Consider the following 19459-nt stretch of genomic DNA (forward strand, 5'->3'; position numbering starts at 1 on the left):
GCGCATGGCGGCTCAGTTCCGGCGCGTGGAGGAAGCAATGAAAGTATTCGTACGGTTAATCGGAGGGGGTGCGGTAGTCTTACTGGTGATGGGGGCTTTCCTGTGGCTGATTGCCCCCACGGTGGAAGCACAACAGCGAACTCCCCCCGCTCCGGAGGTCGATTCGGCATTACGCGAGGCCGTTCATACCGCGATCCAGGCGAACCAGAAGAGCATTCTGGGGTTTCTCATCAACGAAGTTGAAATCAATCACATCGTCTATTCTCAAGATGGCCGCACTGCCCTGGTCTGGTTGCAACAGCGCGACCCCGAGACGGGTGATGTGGTAGGGCAGGAACCCGGACTGGCCATTGCCCGTAACCCGCGCGGTTTGCTGAGCAAATCGGCCAGCTGGCAGGTGACGATTCAGTCTGCTACCGAATTTGCCCGAGAAGTCACCTCTTTACCCCCCGACCTTCAATCGGAGGATCTCATCGAGCGTTTCGTGACCCCGCCCGGGGTCGCCCCCAAAGCCGTACAGACCTTTACCGGCTATAAACTACCCTGGTCAACCGCTCTGAACATTAAAATCACCGGCAGTATCGGCCACTTTCTCGATTACGGCTCATGCTCCGAAACCTCCTGCCGCTACGCGTACGACTTCTGGAACCCTGATGCCAGCAACCGCATGTTCCCTCTGCTGGCTTCCAAGGGAGGGGTGGTCTGGGCGTATAAAGAAACCTGCCCCAACGGCTCCACCGATTGCACCAACTACCTGGTGCTTAAAGATGACAGCACCAGCCCCGCCACCTATCAGCTTTACTACCACCTGGCCTATAAAAGTATCCCCGATCATTTTGTTTCGGGGCAAACCTATGTTCAGCAGGGAGAATACATCGGCAATGTCGATGACACCGGTTACAGCACCGATCATCACCTGCACTTCCACGTCTATACTGCGCCGAGTAATTCCAGCTATTCCTGGGGCAACTCGGTACGCATCCTTTTCAGCGATGTGCCTTTCAACGGCGGTGAACCGCGCACCTGCGGCGAAACCATCCGCTATCCCAGCTACGGCACCGAGTGTTCCGTCGGGCCAGATGGTGTGAAAGGCACCGCCGATGACAACTACCTGCAATCGGGCAACACCGGCGCTTTTCCGCCCAAAGGCGCCTTAAACACCCCCGCCCCCTGGACGGTGGTCACCACGCGCACTGTGGACGTCACCGGTACCGCCAGCGACAACCTGGGGATCACCAAGGTGCAGATTTTGCTCAATTACGACGGCACCTGGAAGGTGGTGGACACGGCTAACTACGCCAACGGAGCTTTCAGTAAATCGCTTGACCTGTGCTCCCTGAATGTGCCCGATGGCCCCATGGGGCTGGCCGTGCGTATTTACGATGTGGAAGGCAACTGGGTGGGGCGATACACCGGCCTGCGGCAGATTGTTAAAAATTATCCGTGCTCCGGCAACACCCCCCCGCCGCCACCCGCCTGTTCGCCGGGGGCAGGGCAAATTGGCGTCTACGCTGGCGCCAACCTCACCGGCACCTGCCTGAAACTGGGCAGCGGGCAGTTCAATGCCTCTAACCTGGGATTGCTCAACAACAATATCGCCTCCATTCAGGTGAGCAGTGGCACCTGTGCCACGCTTTTCGACCGCGACAACGCTGATCCCCTTGGCCGTACCGAGACCTTTACCACTACCGATTACAACCTCAACGATAACCGCATTGGTGCCGGTACCGTCTCTTCTATTGTAGTGGAGCCATGCACGAACCCGGTGGATGAACCTTTCCTGATCTTCCCCGGCAACCTGATTGACCCCGATGGCAACTCGCGCACCCTGCCCAACCCCGCCAACCCCACCAGCACCGATTCGCTGGTGCTTTCCTGGACTGGCGGCGTGGGAGCGCGTGGTTTCACGGCCAGCCTCAGCGGCCCCGTTAACAAGACGATGCCCCAGACGAACACCAATACCTGGTCGGTAGGCACGCTCCCGGCAGGCAATTACACCTGGCGCGTCACGGCTCAGGGAAGCAACTCTACCAACAGCACCGATCTCTCCTTCACCGTGGCCAGTGCTTCGCTTCCTGCTTCGACCACTGTCAGTGCTCCCCTCAGTTTCGATTTTGAAAGCGGCCCTTCTGGCTGGAGCAGCACCGGACTCTGGAAGCTCGATACCCTCGACCGTCTCCTGCGCGGGCCCACGCGCGCCTGGATGTTCTCCAACGGCACGACCTTTAACAACACCACCTACCGCGCTGGCGACCTCACTTCGCCCCCCATCACCATTCCTTCCAGCGGCACCTACTACCTGCGCTTCCGCTTTTTCAGCGATGTCGAGGGCGCCTCCTTCGATGGTCAGCGCCTGGCTACCCCCCACTGGGATCAACGCCTGGTGCAGGTTTCCACCGATAACGGCGCTACTTTTAGTGATCTCTATCAGATCAGCGGCGATACTCAGGGCATCCTCTGGCTGGATAGCCCTGCCCTCAGCCTGCAGAACTTTGCCGGAAAAACGATCCGCCTGCGCTTCCACTTTGATGCGGTCGATAACCTGAACAATGCAGGTTTTGGCTGGGCGATTGATGATGTGCGCATCGATACCACCCCCCCTGAAAACTGCACCGATAATGACAACACCCCTGCCACAGCCCGCGCCATCACCATCAATGGCCCGGCGCTCACCGGCACGATCTGCCCGGCGGGGGATACCGATTACTTCTCCTTCAACGCCACCGCGGGTGCTTCACTGCGGATTGACCTGGACGCCAAGTCTCTCGATCCGAATAACCCGCTGGATTCGTTCATTGCCCTGCTCGATTCGAACGGGCAGGATGTGCTGGCCGCCAACGACGATGAACGCCCCCCCAGCGACCCAAACCCCCTGCAGGATTCTCTCATTAACACCGTCATTCAGCGCACTGGAACGTACTACGTGCGTGTACGCGCCTGGGATTTCCCAGGCGGGGGCGGCACGGCGCACAACTACCGCCTCAGCGTCACTCAAAACACACCTGTTGTCCCCGACTCTGTACGCATGACCAAACCCGTCAACCCGCAGAAAATTCCCACCGTGCCCTTCATCGTCGAGGCCAGTGTGCAGGACCATCCCAACGGTGGGGGCATCCGGCAGGTAGACTTCTTCTGGCATAGCCCCGACTGGGAGAACACCGGATGGGTCAAGTTTGCCTCTGATACCAACGGCGGTGACGGCTGGTGGGCGATTTTCAACCCCACCCAGGATACCACCGGCAGTGCCTTCTATATCATGGCCACCAATGTGGCCGGTGGCAGTAAAGGCGTGCTGGTTACTGACCTCAAACCCGATTTGACCGCTCCCACCAGTTCGATGAACCCCCTGGCTTCTCCCTCCAACAGCACCGCCGTACAGCTGACGTGGAACGCACAAGATCTGCAGGACGACATCGATTACTTCGAAATCCAGTACCGCTTCAATGGCGGTGCATGGACCACCTGGGATCAGAAACCCCCGAAAGCTGCCCGTTCAGCCTGGTTTATTGGCCAGCCGGGAACTTACGATTTCCGGATGCGCGCCGTAGACCTGGCGGGTAACCAGGAGGAATACCCCAATGCCCCTGAGGCCACGGTCGTCATCAACGGCACATGCACCGGAGACAGCTTTGAACCTGATAATACCCGCGATACCGCCAGAACCCATTCCTTAAACTCCAGCCTCTCCCATAACCTGTGCCAGAACGATTCCGACTGGGTTAAATTCGACGCACAGGCCGGTCAGGAATTCCTCATCCTCATCGCCTCCAAAGGCGGCGGGGCAACGGTACGCGCCCGGTTGAGCAACAGCGCCGGTACCCAGCAATATCTGGAGGCCGCCCCGGCAGAGGTGGGCGGAAGCCTTGCCGTGCGCTGGACGGCCCCCGCCACAGGCACGTATGCCCTGGAAATCACCTCCAAAGATAGCCGCATCTGGGGTACAGGGGTTGTGTACCAGCTGTACATCGGCAAACCCAACCTGATGTTCCTGCCGATCATCAGCCGTCAACCCTGAAAGCCGCCCGGAGTATGGAATTTATGCCTGGTAACCGAGGAGGATGATCTGAATGTTCTGGTTGAGCAGCCGGGGAACTGCGCCAGCAACCGGCTGGGATACCTGCCCCAGCGTGTATGCCCCTGCCAGCGGAATGTTCCCCAGGGCCTCATGCAGCGCCAGTGGAATTTGCCCGGCCTGAATTCCGAAGAGGGAGAGCCAGGCCACATCCACGAACGCCAGCGCCGCCATGGGGCTGGCCGGTGCCAGGTTGCTCAATGCCGTGCGCGCGGCCTGTTCCACGGCCAGCAGGCAGGCCTGCGGGTCTCCCAGGGTTAGCTGGGCAGTTGTTCCGGCCTCAATCGGCACATTCATGCGCAGACTGCCGTTGACCTCTACCCGCAGAGGGGAGCGAAGGATGAAATCGGGGCTTGCCGGGTATTCTTGCAAACCAAAGGGGTACAACCGCACCAGTTCATTGAGCGGTGGATAAGCCCATTCACGCGCGGGGTGGCCAAAGGTCTCGGCGTAAAAATCAGCCGGAGAAACATCGTTGATCGCATCCACCCAGACGTCATGGGTTTTTCCAAAACGCACCTGCAGGCCCGAGTCGCGCCAGCCGTGCCCGCACCCACCGGAGAGGCGAAACCTTCCTCCCAGAGTGGCAATCGCCAGCGCTCCGGGGGCGGTCTGAGCGCGGGCAAACAGGGGGGTCTTCCCCTGGGCATATCCTCCGGAAGCCAGACAGCCCCCAATCCGGGTTGGCAGGTCGGCCAGCGCCGAGCAGAGCGGCAGAAGATTGCCCTGCACGCCATCGGCGGCGATAAGCGCCCCCTGGGGTAGCACGAGGTCACTGCGCAGGGTGCGCACGGCCTGACGGGCGGCTTCCTGGCTGTCGGCGCCGTAGCCCGGCCACCAGTGAACCGCCGCTTTCAGGTCATTTCCCGCGATCACCATTACCACCACGGCGCGGGGTTCTTCGCGCTCACCGGCCAGTGCCCGTACTGTGCTCATTCCCCAGAGTGGGGTATCGCCGAGCATCGAAGTTAATCCGGCCAGCACCTCTGAGGGCTCAAACTCTTCCGCGGCGAAGACCAGTGCCAGAACCGGTTGCAGGGTTCCAAGCTCATCGAGGGCTTTCCGGGCGGCCTGCATGGCGGCATCCCGCCCATCTAACCCGTGCCCCACACCCACTACCGAGAGATACGCCACAGAGACCTCCCGCAACTACTGCGCTGACACCGGCACGGTAAAGTGGAAAGTAGTGCCTTTGCGGAACTCGCTCTCGAACCAGATCTTCCCGCCCTGCATTTCTACCAGGCTGCGCGTGATGTTCAATCCCAGCCCGGTACCGGGGGCCTCGCGGGTCTTGGGGTCTTCAGAGCGGAAGAACTTCTGGAAGATCTTCTTCTGATCTTCCTCGCTGATGCCAATCCCGTCATCTTTAACCCAGATGTGAATCACCTGCGGCGCGCCCTGTTCATCCCACCGGTTGGAGCATTGTTCCGCGGCTACATGAATGTGCCCGCCCACTGGGGTGTATTTGTGGGCATTGCTGATCAGATTGACCAGCACCTGTTCGAAGCGGGTGCGGTCGGCCCAGGCGGGCGGCAGTGTGGCGGGCACGTCGAGGGTCAGTTCTTGTTTTTTCTCTTCAATCTGCCGCCTGGTAGAACGCACCACACTATCCACCACCTCGGCCACAGAGATCGCTTTGAAATCCAGACGCAGCCGCCCCACTTCGATTTTCGAGAGATCGTTCAGGTCCGACACCAGCGTATTCATGCGTTCGATGTTGGCCCGAATGGTGTTGAGGAAGTTGGTCTGGGCTTCGTTCACCGGTCCTACGGCACCGGCGGCGAGCAACTCGGTATATCCTTTGACCGAGGTCATCGGGTTCTTAAGTTCGTGAGCCACGAACGAGACAAACTCGCTCTTGGCCAGGTTGGCACTCTGCACGGCATGGTAGAGTTGAGCATTGAAAATGGCAATAGAAGCGTGGTCGCTCAAACGCGCCAGGAAGCCCAGGGTTTCTTCGCTCAGCGGCCCGGCGGCATCGCTTTCCAGCAGCAACAGCCCGATGGCAGCGCCTTCGCGCCGGATCGGGATGATCACCTGACTGGTGGCCAGCTTCAACAGGCGCCCTGGATCATCCGATGACCCATCCAGGCGGCGGTAAAACGGGGCCGCCTCTTGAAGCACCTCTTCCAGCTGGAACGCCTTCACCGGCAACAGGCCATTGGGGTAGGCTTCCAGCTCATCGGAATATCCCTGAGAGGCCATCACCTTCAAATGTTCATCCTGAACAATGCCGATCAATCCGGCCTGAGCGCGCGACTGGCGCATGGCCCATTCGAGGGTGATGCGCATGGCGCGCGAGGTGTCGAGGCTGGTATTGAGCTCCCGATCGATGCGCTGCATTACCGAAAGCTCTTCCACCCGGGCCGCCAGTGCCTGGTCGGTAAGGGTGTACAGACGGGCGTTCTCAATGGCCACCGCCGATTGAGCCGCAAAGGCCGAAAGCAGGTCTTCGTCATCCTGGGTGAACGGTGATCCGTCGCGTTTGTTGATCACCTCAATCACCCCGATAACCCGGTCTTTAACAATCAGCGGAATGACCAGGAGCGCACGGGTGATAAACCCGGTGGTCTGGTCTGTTTTGGAATACCATTCGGCTGAGCGCGAGACATCATTGACGATGATCGGCTGGCGTGTTTTCACCGCTTTCCCCACCACCCCGCTCCCCGGCGGCAGGCGGCGGTTGAGCAGATCATTGGCCACCGGGCTTACCACCACCCGGAACACCAGTTCTTCGGTCACTTCATCCACCAGGAGCAAACTACCTGCCTCGCAGGTGAGGATATCCACCGCGCTCTGCAGGATATTCATCAGCAATGGTTCCAGGTCCAGCGTTGAGGTTAGCTGGCGGGTCATCTCGTTGAGCGTGGTCAGTTGCAATGCGCGCCGTTCGGTTTCCTGAAGGAGGCGCGCTTTGACAATCGCCCCTGCCACCTGGTCGGCGATGGCCTGGGCCAGGTTTTGCTGGTCAGCCGTATAGGTGATGCGCGGGTCTTCGCTCCCCATACTGAGCGCGCCAATCGTCTCGGCCCCGGCGTTGAGCGGCACGGCCATCCAGGCGTATATCCCGCTCTGCGGTGCGACCACTCCCAGGCGCTGGCATTCACGGCTGAAGTCCTCGGTGCGCAGCGGGCGCCCCTGGCGGATCACTTCCACTTCCAGCGCCTGCCCCGGCGGAATGGGGCGGTTTTCATGCTCGCTTAAACGCTCGTCCTTCTCCAGGTAAAATGCATACCGGTAAATGTCCTGAACCCGGTCATAAAGCATGATGGAAAAGCGATCCGAGGGGATAATTTGCGTGGATTGAGCATAGATCAGCTCAAGAAGGTCATCCATCGAGAGGGTGATGTTCACCCCCTGTGCCACCCGTGCCAGCACATTGAGCTGGTGCACGCGATTCTGCATATTCGTCAGCACCTGCGCCCGTTCAATGGCCAGCGCGGCCTGGTCGCAAAGGGTTTCCAGAAAATTCAAATCGCGTGAGGTGTAGGGTTCGCCCGAAAAGCGCTCTCCAAGCGTCACCCACCCGTTGAGCCGTTCGCGCCCCGGCAGAGGGACAAAGTACTTTGTGCCAAGGAGGGTCAGGCGTGCCCGATCTGCCTGGAAGGATGGTGGGAGGCTTTCGGGGCTGGTCAGGATGAGGATTGAGTCCTCGTGAGCCAGTGCCTGGATCAACGGACTGGAGCTATTGAAACGCACATCGCTGGTAGGGGCGCCCGTCTCATCCGCGGCGGCCACGTACGTATCTGAAAGAGAGTCCAGCAGAAAGAGGTGAATCCGCCCTGGCGCAAGTGTTTCCTGGATTGTAAGCCGCAGGGTGGCGAGGATTTCTTCCAGGTCAACGACATGCGTTAACGCGTTGCTGAAGGCTGCCACCCGTTCCTGATGTGCCTGATCGCTGCGGAAGAACGCCGCGTCTATCCTGCGCTGAAGGACAGTACGCAGGGGCTGCATGGCCAGAGCAAAGAGGAAGAAAATGACCCCGGTTAACACCGGGTTGGATTGCGAAACCAGCCGCCCTGCCAGCAGCGAAAGCCCCGCTACCAGCAGGGCATAACCCGCTACTGTGAGGATGGTGAGCGCCCCGTAGAGAAGCGCACGGCTGAGGATGAAATCGGTCTGCTGGAGGCGAAAACGCTGAAGCAGGTATCCTGCCAGCGCCGGGAAGATGGCCAGGGGTAAAAGGATCTCCGGTGGGGGCATCTCTACCGGGCGGCCGGCCGCCAGGTGAACCCCCAGCCAGATCATCCACGGGCCGTAAGAAATCGCCCCGCTGAAAACAGCCAGGCGTGCCTGGTCTCGTTCAGTAGCCATGGCAGTGCGCATCTGCCGAAAGGCCATCCACGCCAGGCAGAAAAGGATCATCAGGCAGAACAGGCAGGCCTGCCACCCCGGCACAGCGCGGGCCACTTCGGGCGCGAAGATACCGCCCAGGCTCAGCCAGGCCGTCAGGGTCAAGATCAACCCCGGGGCAAACCCGGCCAGTAACAGGCCGCGGCGCCGGCGCAGAAAGGCTTCTTCACGCGGGAAATGGAGAGCCAGACCAAAGACTGCGCCGGAGGCCACCCCCAGCGCCAGTACCCACAGCCCCGTAAACACTCCGGCGCCGAATAGGTCTCCCAGACCGGCCAGCACCATGGCCAGAGAAGCCGAGAAGAGGGTTAACATCTGGCCTGTCAGGCGAGTCCGGCGCACGCTGAACGTCCAGATCGCGCTCATCAGGTACACCAGCCCGGACAGAAGCGCCGCCCAAGGCAGGGGCACCGCCCATGGGAAGGCTAGCACCGGCTGGGCCACGAAAACCGCCAGCGTCACCGCCAGGTAAACGAGCAGGAGCATTTGCGGCAGCCAGCTTCCTATCGGCTGACGACGCACAGACAACCCACTCACGGCGGCCCCCGAAGACTCCATGCTGTTATTATAGTACGGTGACCCTCAAAAAAAACCGCCTTCGGGGCTTTCGGAAGGCGGCTTGCAAAAGTGTTAAGTGTTTCGACTACTTGTTGAAGAGCACCTGTTCGCGGTAATACAGGCGAATGGCAATCAACGTGAGCAGAATCGCCAGAAGGAGGGTGGAAACGCTCACCAGCAGGAAATGCTGGGGGTTGTAGTTCTCGCCGCGCAAGATTTGGTTAATGAGGATCGACTGCCCGTACGTGGGCACGAGCATTTTCACCCCTTCGGACTTGATTGTGGTAAAGGAGAGAAACATCGAGGGCAGGCCGATGATCAAAGGCAAGAACCCCAGGTAAGTTTGAGCCTCTTTAAAACTGCGTGTGAAGGTTGCCACCAGCATCTGTAATGCAGAGGCGAGAAGCACCTCCGGGATGGCCAGCAGATAAATCCACGCCAGCGCCCGCCCATCCAGTACCATGGGGAAGCCAATATATTCTTCCACCGGGATAATCTGGAAACCCGCCCAGAAAAGCACCAGCACCACCGCCAGAGAAACATACGCAAAGGGCAGGGAAGCCAGCAATTTTCCCAGCACAAACTCCCAGCGCCGGGGGGGATTAATCAGCAGGGGTTCAAGCGAGCCACGTTCACGCTCGCCAGCCGTGGAATCGATGATCACATACACGCCCCCGGCAAAGATGTTCAGGGTGATGAGGAAGGGCATCATATTGAGGAAGATCAACGCCTGGCTTTGCGGGGTGGCCACATCGCGCACGCCAATCGAAACCACCGAAAGCAGGGTTGAATCTACTCCGCGTGCCTGCAGGCGCAAGGCGGCCAGCAGTCTGTTATATTGCGTCAGCAAAATCTGCATCCGCTGGATGGATGCCGAGGCGGTAGAACGCGAACTGTCCAGCACCAGCTGAACCGGAGCTGGCTCGCCGCGGCGGAAGGCCTCGGGGTAGTCGGGAGAAATGATCAGAACCACCTCGGAATCTCCCTCGCGCACGCTGTTCACCGGATCAGCCGGGGCGGGCAACACGTTAACATTATTTTGCTTTAAAAACTGGATCAACCCCGGGGCATACTCTGCCCCTGCAACCGGCAGGAGCAGGGGCTTTTCCTGCGGGTCCACATTAAGGATTCGCCCCATCACCACAATGAGCGCCAGCAGCAGGCCAGGAGTGAACAGAGACGAAAGAAACGAACTGGTCAGCGTACGCCGATCGCGCAGGTTGTCCACCACTTCTTTGGAAAAGATAATCCATACGCGCTTCATTTAATCAATCCTTCCTCACTGCCGATGGCGGCCACGAAAGCATCTTCCAGGTTTTCTTTGCCGGTAACCTGGCGAATTTCATCCGGTGTGCCGCTGGCGGTGACCAGGCCGTTGGCAATGATCACAATCTGGTCACACAGTGCAGTTACTTCCTGCATGATGTGGCTGGAAAAGAGGACGCACTTTCCCTCTTCACGCAGTCTGCGGATAAACTCGCGCATGGAACGGGTGCTCATCACATCAAGTCCGTTGGTGGGTTCATCGAGAAGGACATTCTGCGGGTTGTGTGCAAGCGCCCTGGCAATACACACCTTAACGCGCTGCCCGCTGGAGAAGCCCTCGGCGCGGCGGTCGATGAAGTCCTGCATGTCGAGCAGCGCCGTGAGAGCCTCGATGCGCTCTTCGAGTGCGCGGCCTTCTAACCCATGCAACCGCCCGAAATAGCGGATATTCTCCCGCGCTGTGAGCCGGGGATAAATGCCGTGCGAATCGGTCAGGGCGCCAATGCGCTGGCGCACCTCTTGCGACTGGCGCACAGCGTCAAAACCGTCCACCGTGACCGAACCCGCATCAGGCCGGAGAACGGTATAGATCATCCGCAGGGTGGTGGTCTTTCCGGCGCCATTGGGGCCAAGAATACCGGTGATCTGCCCATCGTGGGCCATAAAAGAGATGTCTTTCACCGCCTGCACCTTGCCAAACGATTTTTTTACATGCTGAACTGAGATCATGGATACCTCGAAAAGGAATGCCAGGGTCAGGGTTGTGGGCCCAGGGCGCTGACGAAAAAGGGCAGAGGGGCGGTGCGTTCCACACAACCCGCGTCGATTCCCTCCACGGAGGCTTTCTCGACGAGTTGCCGTACCAGACCGGGAACACACCCCACGTAGAAGTTTCCATGCCCCATCCCCGGGAGCACCACGTGCAGGCTGTCTGGCAGGTATTTACGCGCCGCTTCACCATTTTCAGGCGGGGTGACGGGGTCGGCTTCGCCCGAAATCAACAGGGTGGGAATCTCCAGCGCAGGGAAGGCCTCATTCGCGTGCGCCTGTGGGTTCGACGGAAAGGCGCGACAAGCCGCCCGCCAGCTCCCGGTGACATCGTAGAAGAAATACTCCCCCGGTTCTCCCTCCGGTGGAAGGAGCGGCACATCCTCACTGCACAACACGGCAAAAAAGAGACCATCCTCGATGAGGGTATCGTTATCCTTAAGGACAAGCAGATATTGGGCCGCCAGTGGTTGCAGGTTCCCCTGCGCGGCGGTATGGATCAACCAGGGCAGTAACACTGCATAATCGCTGGAGTAAGTGATCAGCCGCACCATCGTACCCACGGCTTCGGCGCCCAGCGAGATGGTGGTGGCCTCGCCCGTGGTTGGGTGAGGAACACTGACCTGTGCCGGTGTCTGTTTTAATTGTTGAAGAAGTTGTTCCCATTCTTGTGAGAGTTTCGGGAAGGCTTCCCGGCATGCCGGGTCACCTGCACAGCGCGCAAAGATCAGATCCAGGGCGCGTTGTGCATCGTGACGGAGCGACTGGCCGATGGCCCAGCCCGGCGGAACCACTCCATCCAGGATGGCGGTACGCACGTTCTGCGGGTAAAGGCGCATGTAGGTCAGCGCGGCGCGGGTGCCATACGAAACCCCCAGCAGATTGATCTGCCCGTAGCCAAGGGCCTTTCGCACGGCTTCCAGGTCTTGCATGGCGATTTCGGTGGTATAGAACTGCGGGTCGCCCTGAAGCTCGTCCTCCACGCAGTGACGCATTTGCTGGTAAACCTCATCCGCAGAGGGCAGTCTTCCTCCGAGAGCTTCGTCTTCTGTCCCCGACGTGCAGTGCAGCGGGTTCGACTTGCCCGTCCCGCGCTGATCCACCAGCACCACGTCGCGCTTAAAGGTGACCCGGTCCAGCAGGGAGAGCATGGGCAGGAAAGCTTCCGTGGCGGCCTGGCCAGGCCCTCCAGCCAGCATGAACAGGGGGTCGGGGGCAGGGTTGCTGCTCTGCGCCTTCACCACCGCCACATTCAGCCGGATGGTACGCCTGTGCGGGTCGGCGGGGTTTTCGGGAACCTCCAGCTGGCCGCAGCGGGCCACCACCTGGGTGGAATGCCCCTTTGCACTCAGGAGGCAGTCTTCCAGGCGCAAAGGAGAACCAGCTTCAGGCGCGGCAGGGGTGGCTGCAGGGATGCAGGCAGTCAACAGCAGAAGTAAAACGGCGGCCGTTGGCCAGCGGAACTTACGCGCAAGCCGCCCGGCCAGAAGCAGATACACTGCTCCAGCCATCACAATGAGCACGAGATTAACCATGGGATTCAAATCCTCAATGATGAACAGGCTGGCCGAAGGCAGGGCAGAATCTCTCAGCCCGGCCACCAGGCCCGTATACAGGTTGTTCGCCAGGTGGAGGCCAAATGCCATCTCCAGCCCCTGGCTGTCGAGCGTTACCCATCCCAGCAGTACCCCCATGAGAAAATATTGCGGCAGAGCATACTGCCCTCCCAGGGCGCTCACTTCAGGATTGGGCAGGTGCAGAAGGGCAAAGATCAGTGCAGGGGCCAGAAGCGGCCACCAGACGTGCCGCGCCCGCACCCCAAAAACCTGGGTGAGGTAGCCGCGGAAGATCAATTCTTCTGCCGAGGTTTGCACGGGCATCCACAGCAGTGCTACCCCCAGATAGGGCCAGAAGCGCCGCGCCTCAAAACTCCAGCGGTAATCGCCCGCGCCCAGCAAGGCCTGAACGCCATCCACCGCCGCCGCCAGCAATACCCACACCCCGCCGGAAAGGAAAAACAACCGCCAGCGGAACGCCCCACCCGGTAGAAGCAGACTGCGAAACGAACGCCGATGAAAGGCAGGAAGGGCGTATCCAAGGGTAAGCCAGGCCGCCCCGAACGGCGCCAGGGCGACTGTGAGAGCCAGCGGCAAAGGCGCCCGATTCAAAAGATCAGTGGAAGGGTAAACCATGAGCAGCGGAGTCACCAGAAGGGCCGTGGCCACCGTGAGAGAGGCGAAGACGAGCAAAAGGGTGAGAACCACACGCCACCAGCGATGGTTCCCCGCGCGTGCCGCCTCGAAAAAAGGCCCTCTCAACAACCGTTGGAACGAATCGGGTTGCACCTCTTCCTCCCCGTATTGGTAAAGATAGAGCGATTCTAATCTGAATTTAATGCCTTCAGGATGGCTGCCCGATCACTTTGACCTTTTCTTGATCTTCCCCCTCAGGCGTTCCATCCCTCAGATGCCTGCGCGCAATTGTTGTACGGTTCGGGCCTCCAGGCTGAAGTGGAGAAAGTCGATCTCTATACCCGGCCCGGCGGGGCACTGCGCCACCAGCCCGACCCGGATTGCCTCTGGCACAGGGAGCTGGAATACCCGCACCATCTTCCAGCTCTCGCCATCCAGGGCATAATGCATTCCAAACACATTCCCCACCCGGCAAAGTTGCAGCCAGAGATCGGGCGCAGTCAGGTTGGCGCCGTTGGCGTCATCCGAGAGGCCGTTGGTGACCACACTTACCGCGGCTGTCGTTCCCAGATCGGTTCGCTCATAGCACAACTTGCACCAGTGAGAAGGGTCGGCCCATGCCATCAATGCTCCGGCGTCCCAGGTGGTGGCCCAGGTTGGGCGAACATGCGCCCTGGCCACGAAGTCTCCCTTTGCCATGCGCCAGAGATACGGCGCATCCTCTTTGACGTTAACCCCTGCCGGGTCGCGGAAGTAATCGACCTTTCCCGGAACACGAACACGCATTCCACCCCCGGGCAGGGCTTCCCAGTTGATGGGAGGATTCTCCCAGTGCAAGCCTCTGGCGACCAGGTTTTCTGGGGTCAGGTTTTCAAGCAGATTCATGATTGATTCCTCCTCCAAAAGATCGATGATTCACAGTGTTCCCTTTTCCAACCTTCCATGAGGGCGTTGCCAGATGGTCAGGCAGGGGATCATCCGCTTCACCTGCACCCCGGCGTGTTCAACCCGCCCTCGAAAGCCCTTCTGGATCTTGTACAGTCCAAAGCAGTCTTCCCCGCCCAGCAGACAGGATGAGTCCTCCCAGGCGGTCAGGTCAAAGCACTTCAAGCCGCAGTCACGCACCTCGAACACTGCCGCCAGGTCGGCCTCCACCGCACCCTGCCAGTGATGGAGGGTGGTTTCGAGCACTTCCTGGAGCAGAGCGTCCATAGCCGCGGGCGGCAGTGACGCCGGAGGTTCGACGATCAGGCTCAGATCGAGATCTGAGTCGGGCCGGTACCCGCCTGCCAGTCCGCGCGAACCATGCAGCACCACACGGTCAACGCAGGAATGCACGGTGAGGTGGGCGGCCTTTAGCAGGGCATGGGTTACCGGCAGGCAGGCGACCAGGAACGGGTTGAATTCCAGGATTTCTTCCACGGCAATCTCCTCAAAGGGTTGCCAGCTCACCCTTTGACATAAGACAACTTCTCACAGATCAAACCGTTTCGCACCCGGAAGATATCCACCCCGCGCACGTGCCCCGGCTTACCGGCGGCATCTTCCCAGAAATACACCCAGCGCATCACGCATCGTTCACCGAGGCCGAAGATCTCTTCGATTTCGATGCGGGCGTGGGGTGAATCGGCGAAGAACTGTTCCCAGAAGCGGGTCACCGCTTCTTTTCCTGCGAAGGTACTCCCATCCGGGGGCGGGGTTGTGTTTTCGAACACGGTATCGTCACTCGTGAATTGCATCATCCCGGGCACATCGTGCCGGTTGAAGGCCTCATGGAATGCCAGAACCACCCGCATGGCGGTTTCAAAGCGAGATAAACGGGCAGGGGACATAAGAAAAACCCTCCTTAATCAGTAAAGAACATCGCCCCGGTGGGTTCCCCGGTTGTGGCTTGATGCAAAGGCCAGCGCCGATCAATACTCCCGGGCATCGGGGGGCAGCTCCCGCACGCGGCGCAGATGGGCACTCACCCGGGCATCGTCATCCCGGGGGTAGTTGAACCCCCGGGCTTCTGCCACCTGCAGGGCCACCCTGCGGAACAGGTCGGTCATGGTGAACAGGGCCTCCCAGGTGCGTTCGTAACTGGCGTCTGTATAGGTGGCCAGGAGCATTTCCCACAGTTCCGGTTCCAGGTGGCGCTGAAAGTACTTGCCATCCTTCCCCGGGTTGACGGAAAACCCCGTGCGGATGCCAATATACCAGGTGAGCATTTTCATCAGCTGAGCGCGCACGTACACATCGAGCGCGTGCCTGGCATACAGAATTTCTCTGCGCCACAATCCCTTGGCTACGTAGGGGCTTACCCACCAGAATTCGTTACAGCAATCGGCAAAGGCTTTGGCCGTGGGCGGTTGAGGAAGGTGTGTGCTTTCGTCGGGGGGTGGGAGCGATCCGATCAGCCCATCTTTATCCAGCAAAACCACACTCAGGCTGTCTGAAAGCACATCTGCCAGTTGCTCCAGGGGGTAAAGGCTCAAATCTATGCGGTTGCCATCGGTAAACTGCATCAGATAGGTAAAATGGCCGTCCCCTTCGGGCGGGGGGTCCTGCATGTCTTCGGGCATCTGGAAGATCATCAGCTCACCAAAGCGCCGAATCCAGGCCGGGTTTTTCCGGTAGGGGGCCACGTCCGTCACCAGGTACACCACATCAAAATCCTGAAAGAGGTCCCTCGGAGCATGCGGGTTGACGCGAGAGCCGTTCATGATCACTGCCCGAATACGCTCATCACTTCTGGCCGTCTCAAGGATAAGATGGAGCATTTCCTGTTCACTGCGCATGGGAACTCCGTGGAATATGTACCTATAGCGTGGACAGACTTCCCCCTGAGAAAGCCATCCTTCGTCACAGGCGATCAATGGCGTTGCTGTCCGTTTCTGTATCCGAGTATAGCACAACATCTGCGGTGCTGAAGGCTGCCGGAAAGCCCCCCTGCCTTTCAAATTTCTGGTATGATTTGAAATTATTCTTTTTAAGAGAGCCAACCCATGAACAAAGGCATTCTTTACGGCATCGCCGCCTACGCTATCTGGGGGGTCTTCCCGGTGTACTGGAAGTTCCTGCAGGGAGTGCCGGCCTTACAGATCATGACCCACCGAATCGTGTGGTCATTCATCTTCGTTTCCATTCTGGTCAGCCTGCGCCATGGCTGGAAAGATATTTTCGGGCGTCTCACCCGGCGCATGGTGCTCCTCTATCTGCTGGCTGGCTGCCTGCTGGCGGTGAACTGGCTGGTGTATATTTACAGCGTCAACGCCGGGTTCATCGTAGAGTCGAGCCTGGGTTATTTCATCAATCCGCTGGTCAACGTCTTGCTGGGGGTGATCTTCCTGCGCGAACGCCTGCGACCGCTCCAATGGGTGCCGGTGGGGCTGGCCGGGGTTGGCGTGCTCTACCTGACGATCAGCTACGGACATTTGCCATGGATCGCCCTGGCCCTGGCCTTTTCTTTCGGTTTCTATGGGTTGTTGAAGAAGCTCGCTCCTCTTGGTTCACTGCCCGGCCTCACGGTGGAGACAGCCGTCATTTTCCTCCCTGCCCTGGGATACCTGCTCGCCATGGAATTCACCGGTAGCGGCTCGTTTGGCCACGTTGACCTGTTGCAAAATACCCTGCTGGTGCTTACTGGTGTGGTGACGGCTGTGCCGTTGCTTTTCTTTGCCGAAGGTGCCCGGCGCATCCCTCTGGCGATGATGGGCCTGCTCCAGTATCTTGCACCCACGCTTCAGTTTTTATTTGGCGTGCTGGTATACGGTGAGCCCTTTACTCCCCAGCGGATGGTGGGTTTCAGCATCATCTGGCTGGCGCTGTTGTTGTACTCTGTAGAAGGGCTGGTCGAGCACCGCCGCGCACTGCACGCCGCGCTGGCCGAAGGATGACTCGCGTTTTCACTGGCACTTCAGGATGGACGTACGATCACTGGAAGGGAGATTTCTACCCTGTCGGGCTGGGTAAAGCGCGTTGGTTTCCATATTATGCCACTCGCTTCAACGCAGTTGAAATTAATGCCACGTTTTACCGCACCTTCTCTCCGGCCACCCTGGAGAAGTGGCGCAACCAGGCCCCGGAAGGCTTTCGCTACGCGCTGAAAGCCCCCCGTTCTGCAACTCACGATCGCCTGCTTCTGGATTGTGAAGCCGAGTTGAGCGCTTTTGCCCGGCTGGGGATGATCCTCGGCGAGCACCTGGGGATGTTCCTGCTTCAGGTATCGCCGAAGACCCCCTGCGACCCGTCCCGTTTGCTTGCCGCCCTGAAGGCCTTTCCTGACCCCACCCGGGTGGCGGTGGAATTTCGCACCCCGGACTGGAACTGTCCGGAGGTGACCGGCCTGCTGGAGGCGCTGGGAGCGGCCTGGGTGAACGTGGACTCTCCCTCTGTGTCTCTTGGAAGCCAGTTGACCGGCCCACGTGCCTATCTGCGCCTGCACGGGCGTCAGCGATGGTATGCTTCGAACTACTCTGATGATGAACTGCGCCAGGTGGCCGCAACCGTGCGGGGGCTGTCTGAGCGCGGGGCTGAAGAGGTCTATATTTTCTTCAACAATGATGTGGGCGGGTATGCGCCACACAACGCGGCCCGGCTTCAACACTGGCTCAACGCATAAAAATTACCGCTCTTCCTTACCTCTCTGTGGACTGCTGAAAGCGGGCTACGTCCTCGAAAGATGGAAGCAAATTTTCATAGAGGCGGGTGTAGAGTGCATACAGATGGTCGTACACAGGAACCTGCGCAGGATCAGGCGCAACCTGGCCGTTCACCTGCACCAGCTGCCCCGCCGACTCCAGATCAGCCACGGCTCCCATGCCGATCATGGCCCAGGCGGCCGCTCCCCAGGAAGAAGTCTCGCCCCATTCCGGCAGGAACAGCTGACGGTTGAGCACACTGGCCATGATCTCCAGCCACAACGGCGAATAGATAAAGCCCCCTGAAGCGCGAATTTCTGCCGGTTCACACCCCACCTCGGCGAGCATCTCTGCCAGACTGCGAAAGCGAAAGGCTACCCCCTCCAGCAGGGCGCGCGCCAGGTGAGCTGGCCCGTGCTCCAGGGCCAGCCCAAAGAACACCCCGCGTGCGTTCAGGTTCCAGTTGGGGCTTCGTTCACCGGCAAAGAACGGCAGGCAGAGCACCCCGCCCGCTCCGGGGGGAACTTCACCCGCCAGTGCCGCCACTGCGTCAAAAGTCACCTTTGCACCGCCCGCGCGGCTGAACACTCCACGCAGCCAGTCCAGCGCCACCCCGCCATTGTTAATCGCGCCTCCCACCAGCCAGTGATTGCTGTCGATGGCATAGCACCAGTTCTTCCCCCGCGGGTGCAGGATTGGCCGGCGTGCCACCACGCGCAAGGCGCCACTCGTCCCTACCATCAGGGTAGCCCGGTTGGGCAGCACTGCACCTGCCCCCAGCGATGAATTGACGGCATCCGAACACCCCAGCACCAGCGGCGTGCCGGGCAACAGTCCGGCCTGCGCCACCAGCGGGGTATCTTTCAACTTCAAAAGATACTGCGGGGGAGCCAGGGGTGAGAATTGCTCTTCCCGCAAACCGGCGAGCGCCAGCGCTTCTGCATCCCAGCGCAGGGTATGGGTATCCATCAACCCGTGCCCGGCAGCGATGGAATAATCGACCACCCACTCACCGGTGAGCGCATGGAGCACATACTCTTTCGCCGTGACGTACCGCGCGGCCTGCGCAAACACCCCGGGCTGTTCATCGCGCAGCCAGAGGATTTTATACAGCGGGTACATGCCATGCACCGGGCAACCCGTCCGCTGGTAGAGGGCAACCCCCTGGGGTGTGCCCCGGTACTGCCCGGCCTGATGCGCCCCGCGCCCGTCTGCCCAGGTGATGACCCCCGTCAATGGCCGCTCTGAACCATCCAGCACCAGCAGGCTGTGCATGGCCCCGCCCACGCTCACGGCTTCGATCTGCCGGGCTGACACCCGTGCGGCCATCAGCGCCTGGCGGCTGGCCTGCACCATCCCTTCAAGGAGCGCTTCCGGCGGCTGTTCGTTCCATCGGCGCGGCCCTTCTCCGGCAGGGTAAGTACCCTGCCCGGCCCCGCAAACCCGTCCCTCGCCATCGAGGACGGCAGCTTTACAGGAGCCGGTACCCAGGTCAATTCCCAGAAACATGCTCATCGTGATCGTTCCAGTATTGGTAAAACAATGGTGAAGGAACAGGAATGAGGGCTGCCCCCTGGCGAATTACCAGGGTTACGCCATCAAGTCAGCCAGGTGCAAACCACGGGCCA

The 19459-nt window shown here is 59.9% G+C and carries 13 protein-coding genes; 3 read left to right on the forward strand and 10 right to left on the reverse strand.

Features of this window, described 5'->3' with window-relative positions:
- The first annotated feature begins 37 nt into the window (after positions 1-37).
- A complete protein-coding gene (locus ATHL_RS16465) occupies positions 38-4015 on the forward strand; it encodes a pre-peptidase C-terminal domain-containing protein (protein ID WP_062196033.1) in 3978 nt (1325 codons plus the stop codon).
- Positions 4016-4036: 21 nt separating this feature from the next.
- Here the strand turns inward: ATHL_RS16465 and ATHL_RS16470 are convergent, their stop codons facing one another.
- From ATHL_RS16470 to ATHL_RS16510, 9 genes are all read right to left on the reverse strand, one after another.
- A complete protein-coding gene (locus ATHL_RS16470; protein ID WP_062196035.1) occupies positions 4037-5206 on the reverse strand; it encodes an FIST signal transduction protein in 1170 nt (389 codons plus the stop codon).
- Between the two features lie 15 nt (positions 5207-5221).
- On the reverse strand, positions 5222-8983 hold the full coding sequence (locus ATHL_RS16475; RefSeq protein WP_084001646.1) for a GAF domain-containing protein: 3762 nt from the start codon (positions 8981-8983) through the stop codon (positions 5222-5224).
- Positions 8984-9068: 85 nt separating this feature from the next.
- A complete protein-coding gene (locus tag ATHL_RS16480) occupies positions 9069-10247 on the reverse strand; it encodes an ABC transporter permease (RefSeq protein ID WP_062196038.1) in 1179 nt (392 codons plus the stop codon).
- Positions 10244-10978 (reverse strand): ABC transporter ATP-binding protein, encoded by a 735-nt coding sequence (locus ATHL_RS16485; RefSeq protein ID WP_062196040.1) that lies wholly within the window; start codon positions 10976-10978, stop codon positions 10244-10246. The genes ATHL_RS16480 and ATHL_RS16485 overlap by 4 nt, the downstream gene beginning before the upstream one ends.
- Positions 10979-11004: 26 nt before the next feature.
- Complete coding sequence (locus tag ATHL_RS16490) at positions 11005-13362, reverse strand: alpha/beta fold hydrolase (protein ID WP_062196041.1); 2358 nt, start codon at positions 13360-13362, stop codon at positions 11005-11007.
- 117 nt (positions 13363-13479) lie between these two features.
- On the reverse strand, positions 13480-14094 hold the full coding sequence (locus ATHL_RS16495; RefSeq protein WP_062196043.1) for a DUF1349 domain-containing protein: 615 nt from the start codon (positions 14092-14094) through the stop codon (positions 13480-13482).
- A 30-nt stretch (positions 14095-14124) separates the two neighbouring features.
- Positions 14125-14631 carry a nucleotidyltransferase domain-containing protein gene (locus ATHL_RS16500; protein ID WP_062196044.1) on the reverse strand — a complete coding sequence of 169 codons (507 nt, stop codon included), beginning with the start codon at positions 14629-14631 and terminating at the stop codon, positions 14125-14127.
- Positions 14632-14657: 26 nt separating this feature from the next.
- The gene (locus ATHL_RS16505) at positions 14658-15041 is read right to left on the reverse strand and encodes a nuclear transport factor 2 family protein (RefSeq protein WP_062196046.1); all 384 of its coding nucleotides are present in this window, start codon (positions 15039-15041) and stop codon (positions 14658-14660) included.
- An 81-nt stretch (positions 15042-15122) separates the two neighbouring features.
- On the reverse strand, positions 15123-15989 hold the full coding sequence (locus ATHL_RS16510) for an aminoglycoside 6-adenylyltransferase (protein ID WP_062196048.1): 867 nt from the start codon (positions 15987-15989) through the stop codon (positions 15123-15125).
- Between the two features lie 207 nt (positions 15990-16196).
- Between ATHL_RS16510 and rarD the strand changes: the two genes are divergently transcribed.
- A complete protein-coding gene (gene rarD / locus ATHL_RS16515) occupies positions 16197-17087 on the forward strand; it encodes an EamA family transporter RarD (RefSeq protein WP_062196050.1) in 891 nt (296 codons plus the stop codon).
- The gene (locus ATHL_RS16520) at positions 17084-17812 is read left to right on the forward strand and encodes a DUF72 domain-containing protein (protein ID WP_062196052.1); all 729 of its coding nucleotides are present in this window, start codon (positions 17084-17086) and stop codon (positions 17810-17812) included. Before rarD ends, ATHL_RS16520 begins: the two co-directional genes overlap by 4 nt.
- 16 nt (positions 17813-17828) lie before the next feature.
- Here ATHL_RS16520 and ATHL_RS16525 read toward each other — a convergent pair whose 3' ends face one another.
- Positions 17829-19346 (reverse strand): gluconokinase, encoded by a 1518-nt coding sequence (locus ATHL_RS16525; protein WP_062196053.1) that lies wholly within the window; start codon positions 19344-19346, stop codon positions 17829-17831.
- Positions 19347-19459: the final 113 nt, after the last annotated feature.

Origin of the sequence: Anaerolinea thermolimosa (genome assembly GCF_001050195.2) — a bacterium.
Classification (GTDB): domain Bacteria; phylum Chloroflexota; class Anaerolineae; order Anaerolineales; family Anaerolineaceae; genus Anaerolinea; species Anaerolinea thermolimosa.